This window comes from Microbacterium sp. NPDC058345, from assembly GCF_042723855.1.
GTDB lineage: Bacteria > Actinomycetota > Actinomycetes > Actinomycetales > Microbacteriaceae > Microbacterium.
The window spans coordinates 140,572-159,051 of record NZ_JBHXIG010000002.1 but is presented as its reverse complement, the minus strand read 5'-3'; the positions used below and the strand labels follow the sequence as shown (position 1 = coordinate 159,051).

17 protein-coding genes are annotated in these 18,480 nt (G+C 69.2%); 4 read left to right on the top strand and 13 right to left on the bottom strand.

What is annotated here, in order from left to right:
- Positions 1-6: 6 nt before the first annotated feature.
- Positions 7-666: a TetR/AcrR family transcriptional regulator gene (locus ACFWH5_RS08345; protein WP_378833909.1), complete on the top strand. Its 660-nt coding sequence runs from the start codon at positions 7-9 to the stop codon at positions 664-666.
- On the opposite strand, the gene serA is transcribed toward ACFWH5_RS08345, so the two are convergent.
- From serA to ACFWH5_RS08325, 4 genes are all read right to left on the bottom strand, one after another.
- Complete coding sequence (gene serA / locus ACFWH5_RS08340) at positions 611-2,230, bottom strand: phosphoglycerate dehydrogenase (RefSeq protein WP_378833907.1); 1,620 nt, start codon at positions 2,228-2,230, stop codon at positions 611-613. The genes ACFWH5_RS08345 and serA overlap by 56 nt on opposite strands.
- 141 nt (positions 2,231-2,371) lie before the next feature.
- Positions 2,372-2,698, bottom strand: coding sequence for a hypothetical protein (locus tag ACFWH5_RS08335; protein WP_378833904.1), 327 nt, complete (start codon positions 2,696-2,698; stop codon positions 2,372-2,374).
- Positions 2,695-3,210: a hypothetical protein gene (locus ACFWH5_RS08330; RefSeq protein WP_378833901.1), complete on the bottom strand. Its 516-nt coding sequence runs from the start codon at positions 3,208-3,210 to the stop codon at positions 2,695-2,697. Before ACFWH5_RS08330 ends, ACFWH5_RS08335 begins: the two co-directional genes overlap by 4 nt.
- Positions 3,211-3,223: 13 nt before the next feature.
- Entirely contained in the window at positions 3,224-3,856 is a 633-nt protein-coding gene (locus tag ACFWH5_RS08325; RefSeq protein WP_378833899.1) for a TetR/AcrR family transcriptional regulator, read from the bottom strand.
- An 80-nt stretch (positions 3,857-3,936) separates the two neighbouring features.
- On the opposite strand from ACFWH5_RS08325, the gene ACFWH5_RS08320 reads away from it, so the two are divergent.
- Both ACFWH5_RS08320 and ACFWH5_RS08315 read left to right on the top strand, forming a co-directional pair.
- Complete coding sequence (locus tag ACFWH5_RS08320) at positions 3,937-5,649, top strand: amidohydrolase (protein ID WP_378833896.1); 1,713 nt, start codon at positions 3,937-3,939, stop codon at positions 5,647-5,649.
- The gene (locus tag ACFWH5_RS08315; protein WP_378833894.1) at positions 5,649-7,040 is read left to right on the top strand and encodes an APC family permease; all 1,392 of its coding nucleotides are present in this window, start codon (positions 5,649-5,651) and stop codon (positions 7,038-7,040) included. Before ACFWH5_RS08320 ends, ACFWH5_RS08315 begins: the two co-directional genes overlap by 1 nt.
- Before the next feature lie 122 nt (positions 7,041-7,162).
- Here ACFWH5_RS08315 and ACFWH5_RS08310 read toward each other — a convergent pair whose 3' ends face one another.
- Genes ACFWH5_RS08310 through ACFWH5_RS08285 form a run of 6 tightly spaced genes read right to left on the bottom strand, consistent with a single transcriptional unit; the run spans position 7,163 to position 14,157 of the window.
- A complete protein-coding gene (locus ACFWH5_RS08310; RefSeq protein WP_378833892.1) occupies positions 7,163-8,515 on the bottom strand; it encodes an alpha-L-fucosidase in 1,353 nt (450 codons plus the stop codon).
- Positions 8,512-10,047: a M81 family metallopeptidase gene (locus ACFWH5_RS08305; RefSeq protein ID WP_378834788.1), complete on the bottom strand. Its 1,536-nt coding sequence runs from the start codon at positions 10,045-10,047 to the stop codon at positions 8,512-8,514. The genes ACFWH5_RS08310 and ACFWH5_RS08305 overlap by 4 nt, the downstream gene beginning before the upstream one ends.
- Before the next feature lie 54 nt (positions 10,048-10,101).
- Positions 10,102-11,022, bottom strand: a complete 921-nt coding sequence (locus ACFWH5_RS08300) for an ROK family protein (protein WP_378833889.1) — start codon at positions 11,020-11,022, stop codon at positions 10,102-10,104.
- A gap of 31 nt (positions 11,023-11,053) precedes the next feature.
- Entirely contained in the window at positions 11,054-11,962 is a 909-nt protein-coding gene (locus tag ACFWH5_RS08295; protein WP_378833887.1) for a carbohydrate ABC transporter permease, read from the bottom strand.
- Positions 11,952-12,857, bottom strand: coding sequence for a carbohydrate ABC transporter permease (locus ACFWH5_RS08290; protein WP_378833884.1), 906 nt, complete (start codon positions 12,855-12,857; stop codon positions 11,952-11,954). The genes ACFWH5_RS08295 and ACFWH5_RS08290 overlap by 11 nt, the downstream gene beginning before the upstream one ends.
- 40 nt (positions 12,858-12,897) lie before the next feature.
- Positions 12,898-14,157, bottom strand: a complete 1,260-nt coding sequence (locus tag ACFWH5_RS08285; RefSeq protein ID WP_378833882.1) for an ABC transporter substrate-binding protein — start codon at positions 14,155-14,157, stop codon at positions 12,898-12,900.
- A 171-nt stretch (positions 14,158-14,328) separates the two neighbouring features.
- Here ACFWH5_RS08285 and ACFWH5_RS08280 point away from each other — a divergent pair, with 171 nt between their 5' ends.
- Positions 14,329-15,474 carry an ROK family protein gene (locus tag ACFWH5_RS08280; protein ID WP_378833880.1) on the top strand — a complete coding sequence of 382 codons (1,146 nt, stop codon included), beginning with the start codon at positions 14,329-14,331 and terminating at the stop codon, positions 15,472-15,474.
- A gap of 51 nt (positions 15,475-15,525) precedes the next feature.
- Here the strand turns inward: ACFWH5_RS08280 and ACFWH5_RS08275 are convergent, their stop codons facing one another.
- The 3 genes from ACFWH5_RS08275 to ilvN all read right to left on the bottom strand — a co-directional run bounded on the left by ACFWH5_RS08275 (position 15,526) and on the right by ilvN (position 18,477).
- Entirely contained in the window at positions 15,526-16,800 is a 1,275-nt protein-coding gene (locus tag ACFWH5_RS08275; RefSeq protein WP_378833878.1) for an alpha-L-fucosidase, read from the bottom strand.
- A gap of 102 nt (positions 16,801-16,902) precedes the next feature.
- The gene (gene ilvC / locus ACFWH5_RS08270) at positions 16,903-17,949 is read right to left on the bottom strand and encodes a ketol-acid reductoisomerase (protein ID WP_378834787.1); all 1,047 of its coding nucleotides are present in this window, start codon (positions 17,947-17,949) and stop codon (positions 16,903-16,905) included.
- 18 nt (positions 17,950-17,967) lie between these two features.
- On the bottom strand, positions 17,968-18,477 hold the full coding sequence (gene ilvN / locus ACFWH5_RS08265) for an acetolactate synthase small subunit (RefSeq protein WP_378833875.1): 510 nt from the start codon (positions 18,475-18,477) through the stop codon (positions 17,968-17,970).
- Between the last annotated feature and the right edge of the window lie 3 nt (positions 18,478-18,480).

The following is an 18,480-nucleotide window of genomic DNA, read 5'->3' as shown; positions in this document are numbered from 1 at the left end:
AAGCCGATGCCCCGCCCTCCCCTGGCGCGCGAGCGCGTGATGGACGCCTACGAGTCGATCCTCATCGACGAGGGCGATCGAGCGGCGACGCTCGACGCGGTCGCCAGAGCGGCCGGCGTCTCGAAGGGCGGGCTGCTCTACCATTTCGCCTCGAAGGACGAGCTCGCCGCAGGGCTCGTGGCACGGCTCGAGGCGCTGACCGACGACGACCTGCTGCGCATGCAGGCGTCCCCCGAAGGGCCCGTCGCCTACTACGTGCGCACCTCGGTCATGGAGGACGATGCTCTCGATCGCGCTCTGATCGCGACCTCGCGACTGGCGCAGGGCGGATCCGTCGTCGCCACCGCCGGCCTGCGCGAGGTGCGGCACCGCTGGGCCGAGGCGATCCGGCCGCACGTGCGCGACGACGCGGCTCTCGACCTCGTCATGCTGCTGAGCGACGGCCTGTACTTCAACAACTCGCTCGCCTTCGACCCCGCCCACCCAGAGGACGCGGACGGGTTCGTGCCGAGCGGCGACGGCCTGGATCGTCTCATCCGCCTGGTGACGCGCCTCACCACGCAGGCTCCGGAGGACCCGAAGCCCGCGTCGTCAGACGACGGACAGCCGCTCAGACCTCGGCGATCTCGATCTGACGGAACAGATCGGCGTCGATGGCCTCGCTGACGTCGACGAGCAGGTCCTCCGACACCGGGGAGTCGAGCGTCAGCACGCTGAGCGCCTGCGCTCCAGCCGCCTGCCGTGCGATCTGCATGCCCGCGATGTTGATGCCGGCCTCGCCGAACTTCTGGCCGTACACGGCGACGATGCCGGGACGGTCGGTGTAGAGCATCACGACGTGGTGCTTCTCGAGGGGCAGCTCGATGGCGTGCTCGTTGATCCCGACGAGCTTCTCGATCTGCTTGGGGCCGGTGAGAGTCCCCGACACCGAGAGCTGAGAGCCGTCCGAGAGCGCGCCGCGCAGTGTGATGACGTTGCGGTACTCCTCGCTCACCTCGTCCTGCAGCAGCCGCACGGCGATCCCGCGCTGCTCCGCGAGCAGCGGCGCGTTCACATACGACACCGTCTCACTGACGATGTTGGTGAACACACCCTTGAGGGCGGCGAGGCGCAGCACGCTGACGTCGTACTCGTTCAGCTCGCCGTGCACCTCGACGTCGAGGCTGGTGAGCGGCGCCTGGGCGAGCGCGGAGAAGATCTGACCGAGCTTCTCGACCAGCGGGATCCCCGGTCGCACGTAGGAGTCGATGGCGCCGCCGGCGACGTTGACCGCATCCGGCACCAGGTCGCCGCCGAGCGCCAGCCGCACGGAACGCGCGACCGAGACGCCCGCCTTCTCCTGTGCCTCCTCGGTGCTCGCCCCGAGGTGCGGCGTGACGACGACGTTCGGGAGGTCGAGCAGGGCGCGGGCGGTTCCCCCCTCCGCGGGCGGCTCGGACGTGAACACGTCGAGCCCGGCACCGGCGATCTCGCCGCCGACGAGCGCCGCGTGCAGCGCCTCTTCGTCGATCAGTCCGCCGCGGGCGACGTTGACGACGTACGCCGTCGGCTTCATGGCCGCGAACTGCTCGGCGCCGATCATGCCCGTGGTTTCCGGAGTCTTCGGCATGTGGATCGTGAGGAAGTCCGCCTCCGCGACGAGCTCCTCCAAAGAGACCAGCTGCACGCCCAGCTGCTGCGCACGCGCGCTGGTGACATACGGGTCGTACGCGACCACGCGCATGTCGAACGCGTTCAGACGCGCGGCGACGAGGGCGCCGATGCGCCCCAGGCCCACGATGCCCACCGTCTTCTCGAACAGCTCCGCGCCGGTGAACGAGCTGCGCTTCCAGGCACCTCCCGACAGCGACGCGTGCGCGGCCGGGATGCGGCGCGCCAGGCTGAGGATGTGACCGACGGTGAGCTCTGCGGCCGAGACGATGTTGGATGTCGGCGCATTGACGACCATCACCCCGGCCGCGGTGGCCGCCTTGATGTCGACGTTGTCGAGACCGACTCCTGCGCGGGCGACGACCTTCAGACGGGGTGCGTGAGACAGCGCCTCGGCGTCGATGCGGGTTGCGGAGCGGACCAGCACGGCGTCGGCGTCGGCGAGGGCCTCGAACAGCGCCTCGCGGTCGGTGCCGTCGACGTCGCGGACGTCGAAGTCGGGGCCGAGAGCCTCGACCGTGGCTGGTGAGAGCACCTCGGCGAGGAGAACGACGGGCTTGGACGCAGACTGGTTCGGCACAGGAATCCTTCGGGGCAGCACGCGGGTGGGAGAGGCCGATGCGCCGCACGCCGTCGGGGCGCGATCGGGACACACTTTACCTCAGCCGGGATACCGCCCCGGACCGTGTGACGCGGCGCGACGCCCACCGGGCGGGACTCGTCAGCCGGTGACCAGGACGTCCCAGTTCAGCACGGTGTATCCGACCAGGCTCAGGCTGAACGCCGCGACGATGCCGAGCCCCGCGAGCAGGATGAGCGCCTGCTCTGCTCCCCCGCGTCGGCGGCCGAATCCGAACGCGAGCACGAACACCAGCACCGGGAACAGCACGGCGAAGAGCATGGTCGCCCAGCCCGTGCCGCTGAGCCCGTCCCGGGCGAGGGTGCTCAGCTGCGCGATCGCATTCCAGACCGCATAGGCGTAGAACAGGCCCGCCACGCCGAGCACCGTGGCGGAGAGCCAACGCGGGGTGTCTTTCGTCTCGGTCATGCGCCCAGCGCTCCCATCGTCACGAAGGGCCACGGGATCAGCAGCACCGCTCCGGCGGCGAGCAGCGCCATCCGCACCCACGTGGGACTGCGCCGGGTGCACACCCAGGTGGTGAGGAACCACAGCGCCGGGGCGCCGACGGCGAGCACGAACCACGGAAGGTACATCGCCTCGCTGACGATCAGCGGCGCCAGAGACCGCAATCGAAGCCCACCGACGATCCAGCCGACCGTGTAGAGCAGGTAGACGCCGCCCAGCACGCCGAGTGCGAGAAGCGCGGCGCTGCCGAGTCCGTCGGGTCCCTCGTCACCGGGCCGCACCCGCTCGTCGGCACCGTCGGGGTGCGCCGCGGTCGGCTCGGACGAGGACGCCGGAGCGGGCGCGTCGGCCGCGTCGTGCGCGACCTGATCACTGCCCTTGCCGACGGCTCGCCACCCCTTCGGCAGGTGGGCGTCGTGACGGTCCTGGTCACCGTCCCAGCTCAGCGCGTCGTCATCCGGATCCGCGTTCACATCCTCAGCGTACTCAGGCCTCGCCGGGTTCGGAGGCGATGTGCCCTTTCTCAGCCGGCGCGCCCAGCTGCCCGCTGACGCGGCGCATCGCCTGCTCCGCGTCATCCACCGTGATCAGGGAGTTGCCGCCGACGATGTGCAGGCCGTAGGAGTCCTCGAGCGCGACGAGGGTCATGGCGAGAGTGGGCAGATCGAGCGTGGGCACGAACACCCCGAGGTCGAGGCCACGCTGCAGGACGCCGGTGTAGGTGGCGAGCTGGCGGCGGTACATCCGCTCCACCATCTCGTCGTGCAGCGCTGAGGTGCCCGCGAGGATGTCGAACTCGTACAGCAGCCGCATGAGCGCGTCGTCCGGTCCGTCGGGAAGGCCGGCTCGAATCGCGACCGCCAGTTGGTCGCGGGGGTCGTCGAGCGAGGCGATGAGATCGTCACGAGCGTCGCAGAACCGCTCCACGCCGGCGCGGTGCGCTTCGACCAGCAGCTCGTCGAGATCGGAGTAGTAGTACAGGATGGCGCCGCGCGTGAGTCCCGCGCGCTGCGCCACGTCGGTCAGGGAGATGGAGCGCAGCCCGCGCTCGGACACGGCCGACAGCGCCGCCTCCACCAGATCGGCCCGCCGTGCATCCTGCCGCTTCGGTCTCACCATTCCTTGACACTACCGCGAAGGAATGCCACACTCGATCCATTCTTTGACGTTGGTGTCAAAAAACATTCGAGGAAGAACACATGACAGACCTGCTGCTGACCGACGCCGTCGTGCGCACCTTCGATCCAGTGCAGCCCTGGGCCGAGGCGATCGGCATCACCGACGGCCGGATCAGCTACGTCGGATCTGCCGCGGACGCGCCCCGCGCCAAAGAGACCCGCGCACTGCGTGGCGGCCTCGTCACCCCCGGCATCATCGACAGCCACAATCATCTGCTGCTCGGCTTCGACGAGGACGCCGTCAGCCTCGAGGGTGCCGAGACGCTCGACGAAGTGCGCCGCCGCCTCGCCGCCCTCGCCGACGCGCGCCCCGACCTGGACTGGATCTGCGGCGAGAACGCGGTGTACTCGATCGTCAGCGATCGCCGGCCCGACGCCGCCGATCTCACCGGGGTCACCGACCGTCCCGTGTTCGTCACGACGTACGACCAGCACTCGGTGTGGCTCAACGACGCGGCGCTGCGGGTGCTCGGCATCGCCGACGGCGGCACCGTCGCGTGGGGCGTTCCGGAACGGGATCGCGAGGGCCGCGCCACCGGCTGGATCACAGACTTCTACACCAGCGCGATGACCACGGCAGGGCTCGCCGCGATCCGCCGCGACATCCCGCTGTACTCTCCCGAGCGCCGGTACCGGCGGATGCTGTCCAGCCTGCGCATGGCGACAGCGGCCGGGATCACCACCGCCGTCGAACCTCAGGTGCCGCTCGCGGAGATGGAGCTGCTGCTGCGTGCGCGGGATGAAGGCCGGCTCAGCTCTCGCGTGATCGCCGCACTGTTCCACCCCATCGACGCCGATGCGGCGTTCCGTTCGCGCCTCCGCGAGGCGGTCGACTCCGCCCCCGAAGATCGGCGGCTGCGGTTCGGCCCGCTGAAGCTGTACGCCGACGACGTCATCGAGCCGCACACCGCGTGGATGCTCGACGACTATGCGAACAGGCCAGGACACCGCGGCCACCCCAGCGCGGCCGTGGGAGAGCTGACCCGCATCGTCACGGAGCTCGACGCGATGGGCTTCCAGACGCACACGCATGCGACCGGCGACGGCGGCGTCCGTCTGGCGCTCGACGCGATCGAGCACGCCGCGCGCGTCAACGGCACCCGCGACCGCAGGCACGGGATCGTGCATGTGGAGTGTCTCGACCCGGCCGACCTGCCGCGCTTCGCCCGACTCGGGGTGACCGCCGCCATGCAGCCCAGGCACTGCTCCCCCGATCTCGTCGCCGGCACCTGGATGCAGAACGTCGGCGAGCAGCGATGGGATCGCGCGTGGCGCATCCGCTCGCTGATGGCATCCGGCGCGCACGTCGCGCTGTCCAGCGACTGGCAGGTCGGTGAGATGGATCCGCTGGTCGGGTTCTACTCCGCGCTCACCCGCGCCGGTCTCGACGGCACGGAAGCGTGGACACCCGCCGAGCGCATCGGCCTCGACGACGCGATCCGCGGCTACACCCGCGAAGGCGCGTGGGCCTGGCATGCCGAGGACGCGTTCGGCGTGCTCCGCGTCGGCGCCGCCGCCGATCTCGTCGCATGGAGCGACAACCTCTACGACCACGAGTCGGATCCTGCCGCCCTGCTCGACCAGCGCGCCGACCTGACCGTGGTCGCAGGCGAGGTCGTGCACGATGCCGACCGCGCACCGGCGGCATCCTCAGTACTTCACCTCGCTCTGTCCCATCCCGGCGAGAACTCGCCGCACTGCTCCGCCGACGCCGTCGGAGAGAGGATCCACTGATGCCCACCATGCCCGTCTCCCCTTCTGAGGCGAACGCCACCGCGCCCACCCTGCGGCGGTCGCTGTCGCTGTCCCAGATCGTCTTCCTCGGTCTGGCGTACATGGCCCCCATGGCCGTCTTCGACACCTTCGGAATCGTCGCCGAGGTGTCGGAGGGCCATGTCCCGCTCTCCTACCTGCTGATCTTCGTCGCGGTGGCGATCACGGCATGGGCGTACACCCGCATGGTGCGGGTCTATCCGCGCGCCGGCTCGGCGTACACGTACACCCGGGAGTCGATCAACCCGCATGTCGGGTTCGTGGTCGGCTGGGCGGCCACGCTGGACTATCTGCTGCTGCCCATGATCAACGCCCTGCTGTCGTCGATCTACATGACGGTCGCGTTTCCCGACGTCCCGGCATGGGTATGGATCATCGGCACCATCGTGATCTGCACCGGCATCAATCTCGCCGGTGTCCGTCTCGCCGCTCGGGTGAACACGGCCCTGGTCGTCATCCAGATCGTCACCGCCGTCGCCTTCGTCGTGCTCACCGTGAAGAACATCGCCGTGGGCGCGAACGGCGCCGAGTTCTCGTTCGCCCCCTTCCTAGCCGCATCCGAGCAGTTCAGCGGCGTCGCCTCCGGCGCCGCCATCCTGGCCCTGTCCTTCCTCGGCTTCGACGCCGTGACGACGATGTCGGAGGAGGCGCGCAACCCGCGTCGTGACATCCCGCGCGCGATCTTCCTCATCGTGGCGGCGGCGGGCGTGTTCTTCGTCTCGGTCACTTACGTCATGCAGGTGCTGTTCCCCGACGTCAGCCTCGTCGGCGACATCGTCGGCGCCTCGCCCGAGATGGCGAAGTACATCGGCGGCGCACTGTTCCAGGCGCTGTTCATCGGCGGATACATGGTCGCAGTGCTCGGCTGCGGCATCACGCAGCAGATGTCCGCCGCCCGGCTTCTCTACGCCATGGGCCGCGACGAGGTGCTCCCCCGCAGGGTGTTCGCGCGGTTGAACGGCAGGGGCGTCCCCTCGGCGAACCTGATCATCATCGGTCTGCTCGCCGCCACCGCGGTGTTCCTCGACCTGTTCCAGGCCGCCTCGCTGATCAACTTCGGCGCCTTCGTCGCGTTCACGTTCGTGAACCTCTCGGTGATCGCCACCTGGCTGCGGTTCCGACGGGACCGCGGGGCGAAGAGCGTCATCGGCTGGGTCGTCGTGCCCGCGATCGGCGCCCTGATCAACGTGATGCTCTGGTTCAGTCTCGAACCGAGCGCCATGTTGATCGGCGCGATCTGGACCGCCGTCGGCGTCGCCTATCTGCTGTGGCGCACGCGCCTGTTCCGCGCCGCGCCGCCCGTGCTCACGGGGCCGCTCGACGTCGAGCGCGAGGAGCGCATCGGCGTGTGACTCACTCGGGGGGTGGTGCCGCCCTGTTCCGCTGGGCGCAGGGCGGCACCACGTCGGAGCCCTCCGGCGAAGGGGTGCGGCGCCCGGCACCGCGCCCCTTCGGCATCCGTCGCGGCCGCCGCTCAGATCCCCGCGGCCGTGAGGACGGCCACCGGCTCCGATCGCAGGGCGGCGGGCACAGCGACGATCCGCGTCCCGGATGCCGCGCGCTCGATGTCGGCGGCCGAGCCGTCCGTCCAGCGAACGTCGGCGTCGCCGAACTCCGCAGGCAGTACTGCCTCGCCGCATGCCGGATCCAGCAGGTGCAGATGCACCCCTTCGCTCGACCGGGTGTAGCGGCGGGGCGCGCCGGTCGCCTCGCCGAAGCGCAGCCATGGCCGCGTTCCATAGATCGCGCTGCCGTTGGAACGCAGCCAGTCGCCGAGTTCGCGCATGGCGGCGCGCTGCAGCTCCGGGATCGACCCGTCGGCCGCAGGGCCGACGTTGATGAGCAGGTTGCCGTTCTTGGAGACGACGTCGACGAGCATCCGGATGAGCTCGGTCCCTGACAGCGAGTGCCGCTCGTCCTCGGCCTGGTTGTAGCCGAACGAGTAGCCGAGGCCGCGCGTCGACTCCCACGGCTCGTCGAGGATGCCGGGGATGTGCGTATACTCCCGGGTCAGGAAGCCGTGATACGGCACGCCCCACCGGTCGTTCACGACGCCGTCGGGCACCGCGTCGAAGTAACGGGTCAGCAGGGCGGCGACCGCGTACTCGTCGCGGCCCTTGCCGCCGTCCGGCCACTCGATGTCGTTCCACAGCACGTCGGGCGAGAAGCGCTGCACGAGTTCGTCGAGCTGCGCCGCCGAGTAGCGCGCGAAGTGCGCGTCGTTGCGGCGATACCGGAAGAGGTCCGTGTCGGACTCGATCGGCGGGAAGTCGCTGACGTGCCAGTCCAGGGCGCCGGAGTAGTACACCCCGAAGCGCGCACCGGCGCGGCGGGTGGCGTCGTGGAACTCCCCGATCAGATCCCGCCGCGGCCCGCGGGCCACCGCGTTGAACCCGGTGGTCGCCGTGTTCCACAGGCAGAAGCCCTCGTGGTGCTTCGTGGTGGGCACGATGTATCTGGCGCCCGCCCCGACGAGTTCGCCCACGAAGGCGTCCGCGTCGAAGGAGGATGCATCCCAGAGGTCGGCGAGGTCCTCGTACGAGGTGCCCGGTCCGTACCGCTCCTGGTGCCGCGCCCAGGTCGGGCTGCCGGGGATGCGCACGGTGTTGCCGTACCACTCGGCGTACTGGTGCCACGCGTAGGCATCCTCCGTCGGGATGTTCACGCCCTCGCCGTGCTGCACGGCCCACGCCGGCACGGAGTACAGACCCCAGTGCACGAAGAAGCCGAGCTTGGCGTCGCGGTACCATTCCGGCACCTGCTGCGCCGGGTACGACGGCGCGTCGGCGCCGAGGTCCGGGCCCGTACGCGTCTCGAAGTTCATCATGCCGATGCCTCCGCGCGGCGGCTCACGTGCGCTCTGAGTGGGGGGACACCGGTGGTGTCGAATGGGAACACGCCGGGCGCGAGCCGGTGGTGGCCGAGGCGCAGCAGGTCCTGATCGACGCCGCCCGGCGTCAGGGCGAGCGTCCAGTCCGCCGCCAGCTGGTAGAGCTCCGGCTCGAGGTAGCCGATCTTCACGACGACGATGTCGGCGGCCTCAGGGTCGAGACCCAGCATCCGGAAGTCATCGAGGTGGTGGAAGGGCTTGCGCCGCTCGGTGATGATGGCGTGCAGTCCGCCGACGGCGATCACGGCCTGCGCACCTGCGCTCGGGTCGCCGTCGGTGATCGAGAACACCTCGCCGGTGATCTCGACCGCCCCGTGCGGACCGTCGTCGACGCGCGCCCCGGCGGTGAGCGTGACGGTCGCGCCGACTCCCGCCGCGCGCGCCGCCGCGACCGCCTCGGCGTCGAAGATCGACGCGACGAGCGTGGTGCGGCTGCCGTCGACGAGCTCCGGACGAGCGAGCAGCTGCGCGAGGGTCCAGGTGACATCCCCCGCGCCGCCGGCAGTCGGGTTGTCCCCCGAGTCGGAGATCACGTACGGGCGCGCGGCGCCGGGCGCCAGCGCGTTCTGCAGTGCGCCGTCGAGATCTGCCGTGGGGGCGACGAAGGGGAACTCCTCGCGCGCCACCCAGAACATCCGGGCGATACGCTCCGCCTCCTGGGCGATGAGGGCCTCGTCGTCGCCCATCACCACGACATACGCCTGGCAGCGCGGTTCGTCGGCCCAGGCGTAGCCGATCCACACCGACGCGTCGACGACGCCCTCCCTCTGCTCGATCCCGGGCAGCTCGGCGTAGATGCCCTGCGCGGGCTGGAGCCGGGTCGAGGTCTTCTCGCCCGGCAGCAGCACCGGCACCGGCACCCAGGCCTTGAAGGGCCGACGACGCACAGGGTCCGTTCCGTGCGCACCGCGCAGGCGGGCGAGCAGGTTCCACACCGCCCGCTCCTTGGTGTTCAGCCAGTCCTCGTGCGGTGCCATCCGGTAGCAGGTGAGCAGGTCGACCTCGTCGCGCAGCACCTCGGAGACGTTGCCGTGCAGGTCCATCGACGTGGAGACGAGCGTGTCGGGGCCGAGTTCCGCCCGCACCGCGGCGGCGAGATCGCCCTCCGCATCCTGCATGCCGATCACGCTCATCGCGCCGTGGATGTCGAAGAAGAACCCGTCGAAGGGGCCCTGCTCGCGGATGGCGTCGACGATCGCCTGCTTCATGCGACGGTACGTCTCGGGCGCGACGGCGCCGCCCGGCAGGGAGCGTCCGTGATACAGCGGCACCCACTCGGCGGCGTCCCGCAGTTCGCGGCCGGCATCCAGGAACGGGTAGTAGCCGATCAGATCGGCGCCCGTGCGGATCGTGAACGCCTCGTCGCCCGAGACGTGCGGGGAGAACGTGCTGGATTCGATGGAGATGCCGGCGATGCCGATGCGCGGCCGGGCGAGGCCGCCCTCGGTGAGCGGGGGCAACGGCCCCATCCAGATCTCGCTGGCTTCGGCTCGTGTGGTCACGGTCGCTCCTTTCGGGGATGGTCAGGAAGTGGGCACCAGTGCGGCGCTGCGTGCCGTCTCGATGGCTCCGAGCGCGACGGCGTCGCCGCCGAGCCGGGCGGGGACGATCTGGAGCGGGATGCCGGAGACCGGAGCATCCGTGCGCAGCGCGTCGTCGATGCCGGGTACGAGCAGGTCCCAGGCCTCGGCGACGCCGCCGCCGACGATCGCGAGGGGCAGGTCGAGCAGCGTCGCCGCGCTCGCGCAGGCCAGTCCGAGGGCGTGACCCGCGCGGCGGAACACGGCGGCCGCGTCGGCGTCGCCCTGTCGGGCGCGCTCGGCGATCTCCCGCGCTCCGCCGACGTGCTCGCCGCTGCGCTCGGCGTAGCGCCGTCCGATGGAGGTGCCGGATGCGAGCGTCTCCAGGTGTCCGGTCTGACCGCAGGTGCAGACGATGTCGCTGTATCCGGGTGTATGGCCGATCTCGCCGGCCGCCCCGTGCGGCCCGCGGCGCAGTTCGCCGTCGATGATCACGGCTCCCCCGACGCCGGTGCCGAGCATGACCCCGAGCACGTCGTCGCGAATGCCGGCGGCCGCGGCCTCTCCGAGAAGGAACGCGTTCACGTCGTTCTCGATGCCCACCGGCACGCCGAGGCTCTCGGCCAGCTCGCGCGAGAGGGGAAAGCCCGTCCAGCCGACGAACGTGGCGGATGCCGCGCGGATCGTGCCCGTCTCGTGATCGATGACGCCTGCCGCGCCGACACCGGCGGCCCGGATCTCGGCCCCGGCCGAGCTCGCCAGCTCGTGCACGAGTGAGGCGGCCGCGTCGGCCATCGCGGCGCCGCCCGATCGCACCGGCGCAGGGATGCTTCCGCGGGCGAGGACGCCGCCGCCGTCGTCGACGATCAGGGCGGAGATCTTCGTGCCGCCGATGTCGATCCCGGCGAAGGCCGGGACCGGCATCGGCTGCGGTTCAGGTCGCGTCAGCACGGAATCAGCGCCCACCGAGTCCGGCCATCGCGATGCCCTTGACCAGATGCTTCTGCAGCGCGATCACGAGGATCGTGGTCGGGATCATCGAGATGATCGCCGCCGCCATCTGCAGGTCCCACCGGGTGCCCGTGAGACCCGCGAAGCTCGCAAGGCCGACCGGAAGCGTCCCGTGCGCGTTGTAGTCGACGGTCACGATCAGCGGCCAGAGGTAGCTGTTCCAGAACGAGAGGAAGGTGAACACTGCGAGGACGGCGACCGCCGACTTCGACAGCGGCAGGATGATCTGCAGGAACGATCGGATCGGACCGGCGCCGTCCACGCGCGCCGCCTCCTCGAGCTCATAGGGGATGCCGCGGAAGAACTGGCGCATGAGGAAGGTCCCGAACGCCCCGAACGCGAACGGCAGGATGAGCGCCTGGTAGGTGTCGACCCAGTCGAACCACTGCATGACCTGGAACATGGGGATCACGAGCACCTCGGCGGGCACCATCAGCGTCGCGAGGAAGAGCACGAAGACGGCGTCCCTGCCCTTCCAGCGCAGGCGCCCGAACGCGTAGCCGGCGGTGGTCGACACGATGAGGACGACGAGGGTGCCGCCGATGGCGACGATGAACGAGTTGCCGATGTAGGTGAGGAACGGTCCGTACGCGAAGACATCGACGAAGTTGCTCCAGCGGATCTCGGAGCCGACCAGCGTCGGCGGCATCGAGAACATCTCGGAGTTCGGCTTGAGCGCCGAGAAGAACGCGTACACGAGCGGCGCGATGAAGATCAGCGCGGCGACGTAGATCGAGACATGCGCGAGGATCAGGCGCAGCCGGGCGCCGGGAGTCGTCGACGCGCCTCGCACGCGCTCACGCTCGCGTTCAGGCGTGGTCTCGGTCGGCCGGACGAGGGTCTCAGTGCTCATAGTGCACCCACTTCTTCTGTGCGGCGAACTGGATGCCGGTGATCGCGATGATGATCGCGAACAGGATCCAGGCGGCTGCCGCGGCCAGACCGAGATCGCCGAAGGTGAATCCCTGCTCCCAGATGTACATCACGAGCGGCTTGGTGGCGTTGCCCGGGCCGCCGCCGGTGAGCATCTGCGGCTGCACGAAGACCTGCAGCGACGTGATCATCGTCATGATCGTCGCGAAGAAGATCGAGGGCGAGATCATCGGGATGACGATGCTCCACACCCGCCGGAAACCCTGGGCGCCATCGATGCTGGCCGCCTCGAGCACGCTCTCCGGCAGCTGCTCGAGTGCCGCGGAGAAGATGAGCATGTTGTAGCCGAGCCCCTGCCAGACGCTCATCACGACGACCATGATCATCGCCCATGAGGGGTCGGCGAGGAAGTTCGGCAGCTCGATCCCGAACCAGGTGACGGAGAGCCCGTTGAAGAGGCCCTGCGGCTGCAGCATCATCTTCCACACCAGCACGTTGGCCACCATGGGGGTCACCACCGGGATGAAGAAGAGCACGCGCAGGGCGCCGCGTCCGCGGATGCGGGAACCGAGTCCGAGGGCGAGCACGAGCGAGAGAGCGACGCTCAACGGCACATACAGCAGCGTGTACACCGCCGAGTTGCGCAACGCGGGCCAGAAGTCCGGGCTGCCGGTGAACAGCTTGATGTAGTTGTCCACCCCGTTGAAGGTGCGTTCGCCGAAGGTCGGCCAGTCGAAGACGCTCATCACGATCGAAAGCCCCACCGGGACGATCGTGAACACGGCGAGGCCCACCAGGGCCGGGCTTGCGAAACCCAGCGCCTGGCGGCCCTCGACCTTTGCGAGCGATCCCCGACGTCTCGTCGTGATCGTCATCTCGTAGTCTTTCTCTGCTGCTGTGCGGACGGGATCCGGCTCACTCGCCGAACTGCGCCTGCGCGTTCGAGAGCAGCTCCTGCATCGTCATCTGGCCGTTGTAGACGCTGACGAGGTTGGGCTGGATGTAGCTGTCGAGCTTCTGCCAGTTCTCGGTCATGTACAGCGGCACGGTGTCGCCGAACGCGGCCTCGAACACGGACTGCACCTGCTCGCGGTGCTGCTCGTCGATCGATTCGAAGTACAGCGGCTGCGAGGACGTGCGAGCCGGGTACGAGCGGCCGGACGAGGCGATGTAGTCCTGCGCGTCGGCGCTGAGCAGCGAGCCGAGCACCTTCAGCGCGGCCTCGGGGTTCTCGCAGTTCGCCGAGATCCCGTAGCCGGAGCCGAGGATGGGGCCGGGGTTGCCGTCGACGCCGGCGGGCAGGGGCACCATGCCGGCGGCGAAACCGGATTCGTTGTTCAGGTAGCTGACCGCGTTCCAGGTGCCGTCGACGGCCATGGCCGCGTTCCCGCCCGTGTACTGGTTCTCGCCCCAGCCGGTGTCGGATGCCGAGGCCACCGGTGCCGCGACCTTCTTGTCGGTGACCAGACCCGCGTACCAGGAGGCCGCCTCGACGAAGTCCTCGTCATCGATGTGCAGCGCGCCCTTCTCGGAGGCCGGCTGCTTCGACGAGTACGCGATCGGCATCGACATCCACTGGTAGCCGCCCATGCCGATGCCGAAGCCGTACTTGCCGTCCTTGGTGGCGTCGGCGGCGATGGTGTCGAAGTCGTCGAAGGTCCAGCCGATCTCCGGCGTTGCGGCGCCGGCGTGGCTGAGCATGTCCTGGTTGTAGTAGACGAGCATGGTCGCCACGTCGAACGGCACGCCGTACAGCTTGCCTTCGAAGCTCAGGATCCCGTCGGCGCTCGGATTGAACTCGGACCAGTCGATTCCCGCGGTCTTGAGGTCGGCATCGCTGAGCTCACGGAATCCGGCCGTGTACCCACCCAGCTGCGCGCCGCTCATGCCGGTGATGCAGGCCATGTTGCCGCTGGCCATGTTGGTCGTGAGCTTGGTGAAGAAGTCGCTCCAGGGCGACGTCTGCAGCTTGATCTTGATGTCGGGGTTCTGCTCCTGCGCGATCGCGATCTGCGCCTCGAGAGCCTCGGTGTCGGACTCACTGCCGGCCCACATGTCGACGACGATCGTGTCATCCGAAGCGCCGGATCCCCCGGATCCGCCGCTCGCGCATCCGGTCATCGCGACAGCGACGCCCGCTACGGCGACAACCGCGCCCACCCGCATCTTCTTCATTGAATGTCTCCTTGCGAAAGTGTTCCTGGTTCGGTTATTTCGGCCTTCGAAACAACCTGGTAGTGTCCTGCAGGAAGATACGGTGTCATGATTCGGACGCCAGCGCAACATGAACATCCGATGTCTTCGCCAACATCCCACGATCGCCACCTGAGCGCAGAGACGAGCAGAATGTCCCCCGCAGCATCCGATGACACCCGGATCATCCTCGATCTGATCGCCAGCGGCCGAGCCCGTTCGCGTTCGCAGCTGGCCGCGCAACTCGGGCTGGCCGCATCCACGGTCGGGCTGCGCGTCGAGGCCCTCCTCGACGCCGGGCTGATCGAGGAGGCCGGCGAGGGCAGCTCGCGCGGCGGGCGTCGGCCCCGGATGCTGCGGGTCGCCGAGGACGGCGGGATCATCCTCACGGCGGACCTCGGCGGCGGGCACGCGAGAATCGGCCGGCACGGGCTGTCCGGCGCGATCCAGCGGGTCAACACGATCCCGATCGACCTCACGCAGGGGCCGGAGGCGACACTCGCCGCGGTCGGGGATGCCATGGAGGCGATGATCACCGGCTCGGCCGTCCGGGCCGTCGCCGTCGGCCTTCCCGGGCCCGTGCACGTGGAGACGGGCAGCGTCGACCAGCCCTCGCGGATGCCGGGGTGGTCGGGCTTCCGCGTCGGGGAGCACCTCGGTGCGCGCTTCGGCGGCATCCATGTCGCCGTGGACAACGACGCGAACCTCGCGGCCCTCGGCGAGCACGGCGCGCAGTTCGGCGCGACTCACCACAGCATCACGGTCAAAGCCGGCACGGCGATCGGCAGCGGCGTCATCGTCGACGGCAGCGTGCACCGGGGCGCAACCGGCGCCGCCGGCGACATCACCCACACGCGCATCGACGGGAGCGGCGACATCCCCTGCTCCTGCGGGAACACCGGCTGCCTCGAGACCGTCGCCAGTGGCGCCAGCCTCGTGCGGCAGATACGCGAGCGCGGCCGCGATGACGTCACCAGCACCGATCAGGTGCTGGCTCTGGCCCGCGACGCCGACCCGATCGCGACGACTCTGGTGCGCACCGCGGGTACCCACCTGGGCCAGGCGCTGTCCGGCGTGGTCAACTTCTTCAATCCGCACGCCGTGTTCCTCACCGGCAGCATGAGCGCCTCCGAGCCGTTCCTGGCCGCGGTGCGCAGCCGCGTCTACGAGGCGTGCCACCCGCTCGTGACGCAGCGCCTGCGCATCGAGGCCGCGCGCGCCGGTGCCGACGCGATCATCCTGGGCGCCGCGCGACTCGCCATGGACGGACTCGAGCTGCCCGAGACGGTCGGGAACTGAACCGACCGGCTCCTCCGATGGAGCCGTGCGCTGCGATGCTGAGGTTGCTCGTCACTCCCCCGTGAGGGTCAGCTCGATCACGGGCACCAGCACGTCGGGGCGTCGCACCGGCAGGTGCACGGTCAGAGTGCCCTCAACCTCGCCCGCAGGCGTCATGTGCGATGCCTGCTGGTCGGGATCGGTCACGCTGGTACGCAGCCAGGAACCGTCGTTCAGCAGCCGCGCGAAGCGGACGCGACCCGCGAGGCCGGGAAGGTGCAAAAACCCGAGCGGCCACGAGAACAGGTGCAGGTACAGCCGGTCGCCACGGCGCGTGTAGACGCCCTCTCGCGGCGGCGGGAACGCGGCATGGCCTGCGCCGATGATCGCATCTCGGTGCAGGCGCATCCACCCGCCGATCTCATCGAGAGTGCGCTCGTCGCGCGGGGCGAGTGCTCCCCGGCCGTCCGGGCCGACGTTCAGGAGCATGTTGCCGTCCATCGAGACCGAGTCGGCAAGCATCTGCACGAGCAGGGTCGGCGACTTCTGGTCCATGTTGTCGCGGTGGTAGCCCCACGATCCGTTCAGCGTCTGGCAGGCCTCCCAGATCTCGGGCTTCCCGTCCTTCATGAGCGGAGACGTCGGCTGGTACTGCTCGGGGGTGACGAAGTCGGCGGGGATGCCGAGCCGGTCGTTCACCAGCATCTCCGGCTGCAGCTCGCGGCACAGCGCCAGCAGCGCCTCCGCGTCCCAGGCGTCCGGGCCCTTGCCCGCCCAGCCGTCGCGCTCCTCGGGATAGGTGAAGTCGAAGAACAGGTAGTCGATCTGCCCGTACTGGGTGAGCAGCTCCTGCACCTGACCGTGCAGGTACTCGCGATACCGGGCCATGTCGCGACCCTCGTTGAGCGCGCGGGCGTCTGCGTCGTCGCGGCGGGGATGGTTCCAGTCGACCGTGAAGTCGGGATGGTGCCAGTCGATCAGCGAGTGATACAGGCCGACCTTGAGCCCTTCCGCGCGTAGGGCGTCGACGTATTCGCGCACCAGGTCGCGCCCGCAGGCGGTGACCGACGTGAAGTCGGTGAGCGCGCTGTCCCAGAGGCAGAAGCCGTCGTGGTGCTTCGTCGTGAGCACGACGTAGCCCATCCCGGTCTCCTTCGCCCGGCGGGCGAGCGCCGCCGCGTCGAAGCGATCAGGGTCGAAGTTCTCGAAGTACGGACGGTAATCAGCCTCCGTCAGCCGCTCGTAACTCTGCACCCATTCGTGGCGCGCCGCCACGCTGTAGATGCCGAAATGCACGAACATCCCGAATCGGGCCTCATCGAACCACGCCTGTCGCATGACCCCCATCCTGGCATAGACATCCGATGTCTCGCACATCGAAGAGGTCTCAGACGCAGAGAAGGGCGCCCCGCCGCGTGCGGAGCGCCCTTCGTCGTGCAACGATCGCGGTCAGCGTGCGGCGCTGCCCTCGACGTAGTCCTCATCCTGCGCCTTCCACGCGAACAGGGAGCGCAGTTCCTTGCCGGTGGTCTCGATCGGGTGTCCCTGCTCCTTCTCGCGAAGCGAGAGGAACTCCTGGGCGCCGTTGTCCTGGTCGTCGATGAAGCGCTTCGCGAACGCGCCCGACTGGATGTCGCCGAGCACCGCCTGCATCCGCTCCTTCACCCCGGCGTCGATGACGCGCGGGCCCGAGACGTAGTCGCCGAATTCCGCAGTGTCGGAGATCGACCAGCGCTGCTTGGCGATGCCGCCCTCCCACATGAGGTCGACGATCAGCTTGAGCTCGTGCAGCACCTCGAAGTAGGCGATCTGCGGCTGGTAGCCCGCCTCGACGAGCGTCTCGAAGCCGGCCTGCACGAGGTGGCTCATGCCACCGCAGAGCACGGCCTGCTCACCGAACAGATCGGTCTCGGTCTCCTCGGTGAAGGTCGTCTTGATGACGCCCGCACGGGTGCCGCCGATCGCCTTCGCGTACGAGAGGGCGAGATCCCAGGCGCCGCCCGAGGCGTCGCGCTCGACGGCGATGATGTCCGGGATGCCGCGGCCGGCGACGAACTCGCGGCGAACGGTGTGCCCGGGAGCCTTCGGGGCGATGAGGATGACATCGACCCCCTCCGGTGCATCGATGTAGCCGAAGCGGATGTTGAAGCCGTGTGCGAACGCCAGCGCCTTGCCCGCGGTCAGCTTGTCCTTGATGGACTCGTTGTAGATCGTGCGCTGGTGCTGGTCGGGCGCGAGGATCATGATGACGTCGGCCCACTCGGCCGCATCCGCGACCGTCTTGACCGGGAAGCCGGCCTCCTCGGCCTTCGCGATCGACTTCGAGCCCTCCTTGAGGGCGATGGCGACCTCGACGCCGGAGTCGCGCAGGTTCATGGCGTGTGCGTGCCCCTGCGAGCCGTAGCCGACGATCGCGACCTTCTTGCCCTGGATGATCGAGAGGTCGGCGTCGTCGTCGTAGAAGATCTCGGTGCTCACTGTGTGTTTCTCCTTGATAGTGGTTCTGGTATGCGTTCAGCCGCGCAGCACGCGCTCGGTGATGCTCTTGCCGCCGCGGCCGATCGCGAGCAGGCCCGACTGGGCGAGCTCCTTGATGCCGAACGGCTCGAGTGCGCGCAGCAGCGCGTCGACCTTGCCCTTGTCGCCGGTGACCTCGATCACCAGCGCATCGGGCGCGTAGTCCACGACCGCCGCGCGGAACAGGTTCACGACCTCGATCACATTCGAGCGGGTGTTGTTGTCGGTGCGCACCTTGATGAGCATGTGATCGCGCTGCACCGACGTCGACTGCTCGAGCTCGACGATCTTGATGACATTGACCAGCTTGTTCAGCTGCTTGGTGACCTGCTCGAGGGGCAGCTCCTCGACGTCCACGACGACGGTGATCCGCGAGATGCCGGGCACCTCGGTCACGCCGACGGCCAGGGAGTCGATGTTGAAGCCTCGGCGGGCGAACAGGCCCGCGACGCGGGTCAGGATGCCGGGGGTGTCCTCGACCAGCAGGCTCAGCACGTGCGTGGACATGGC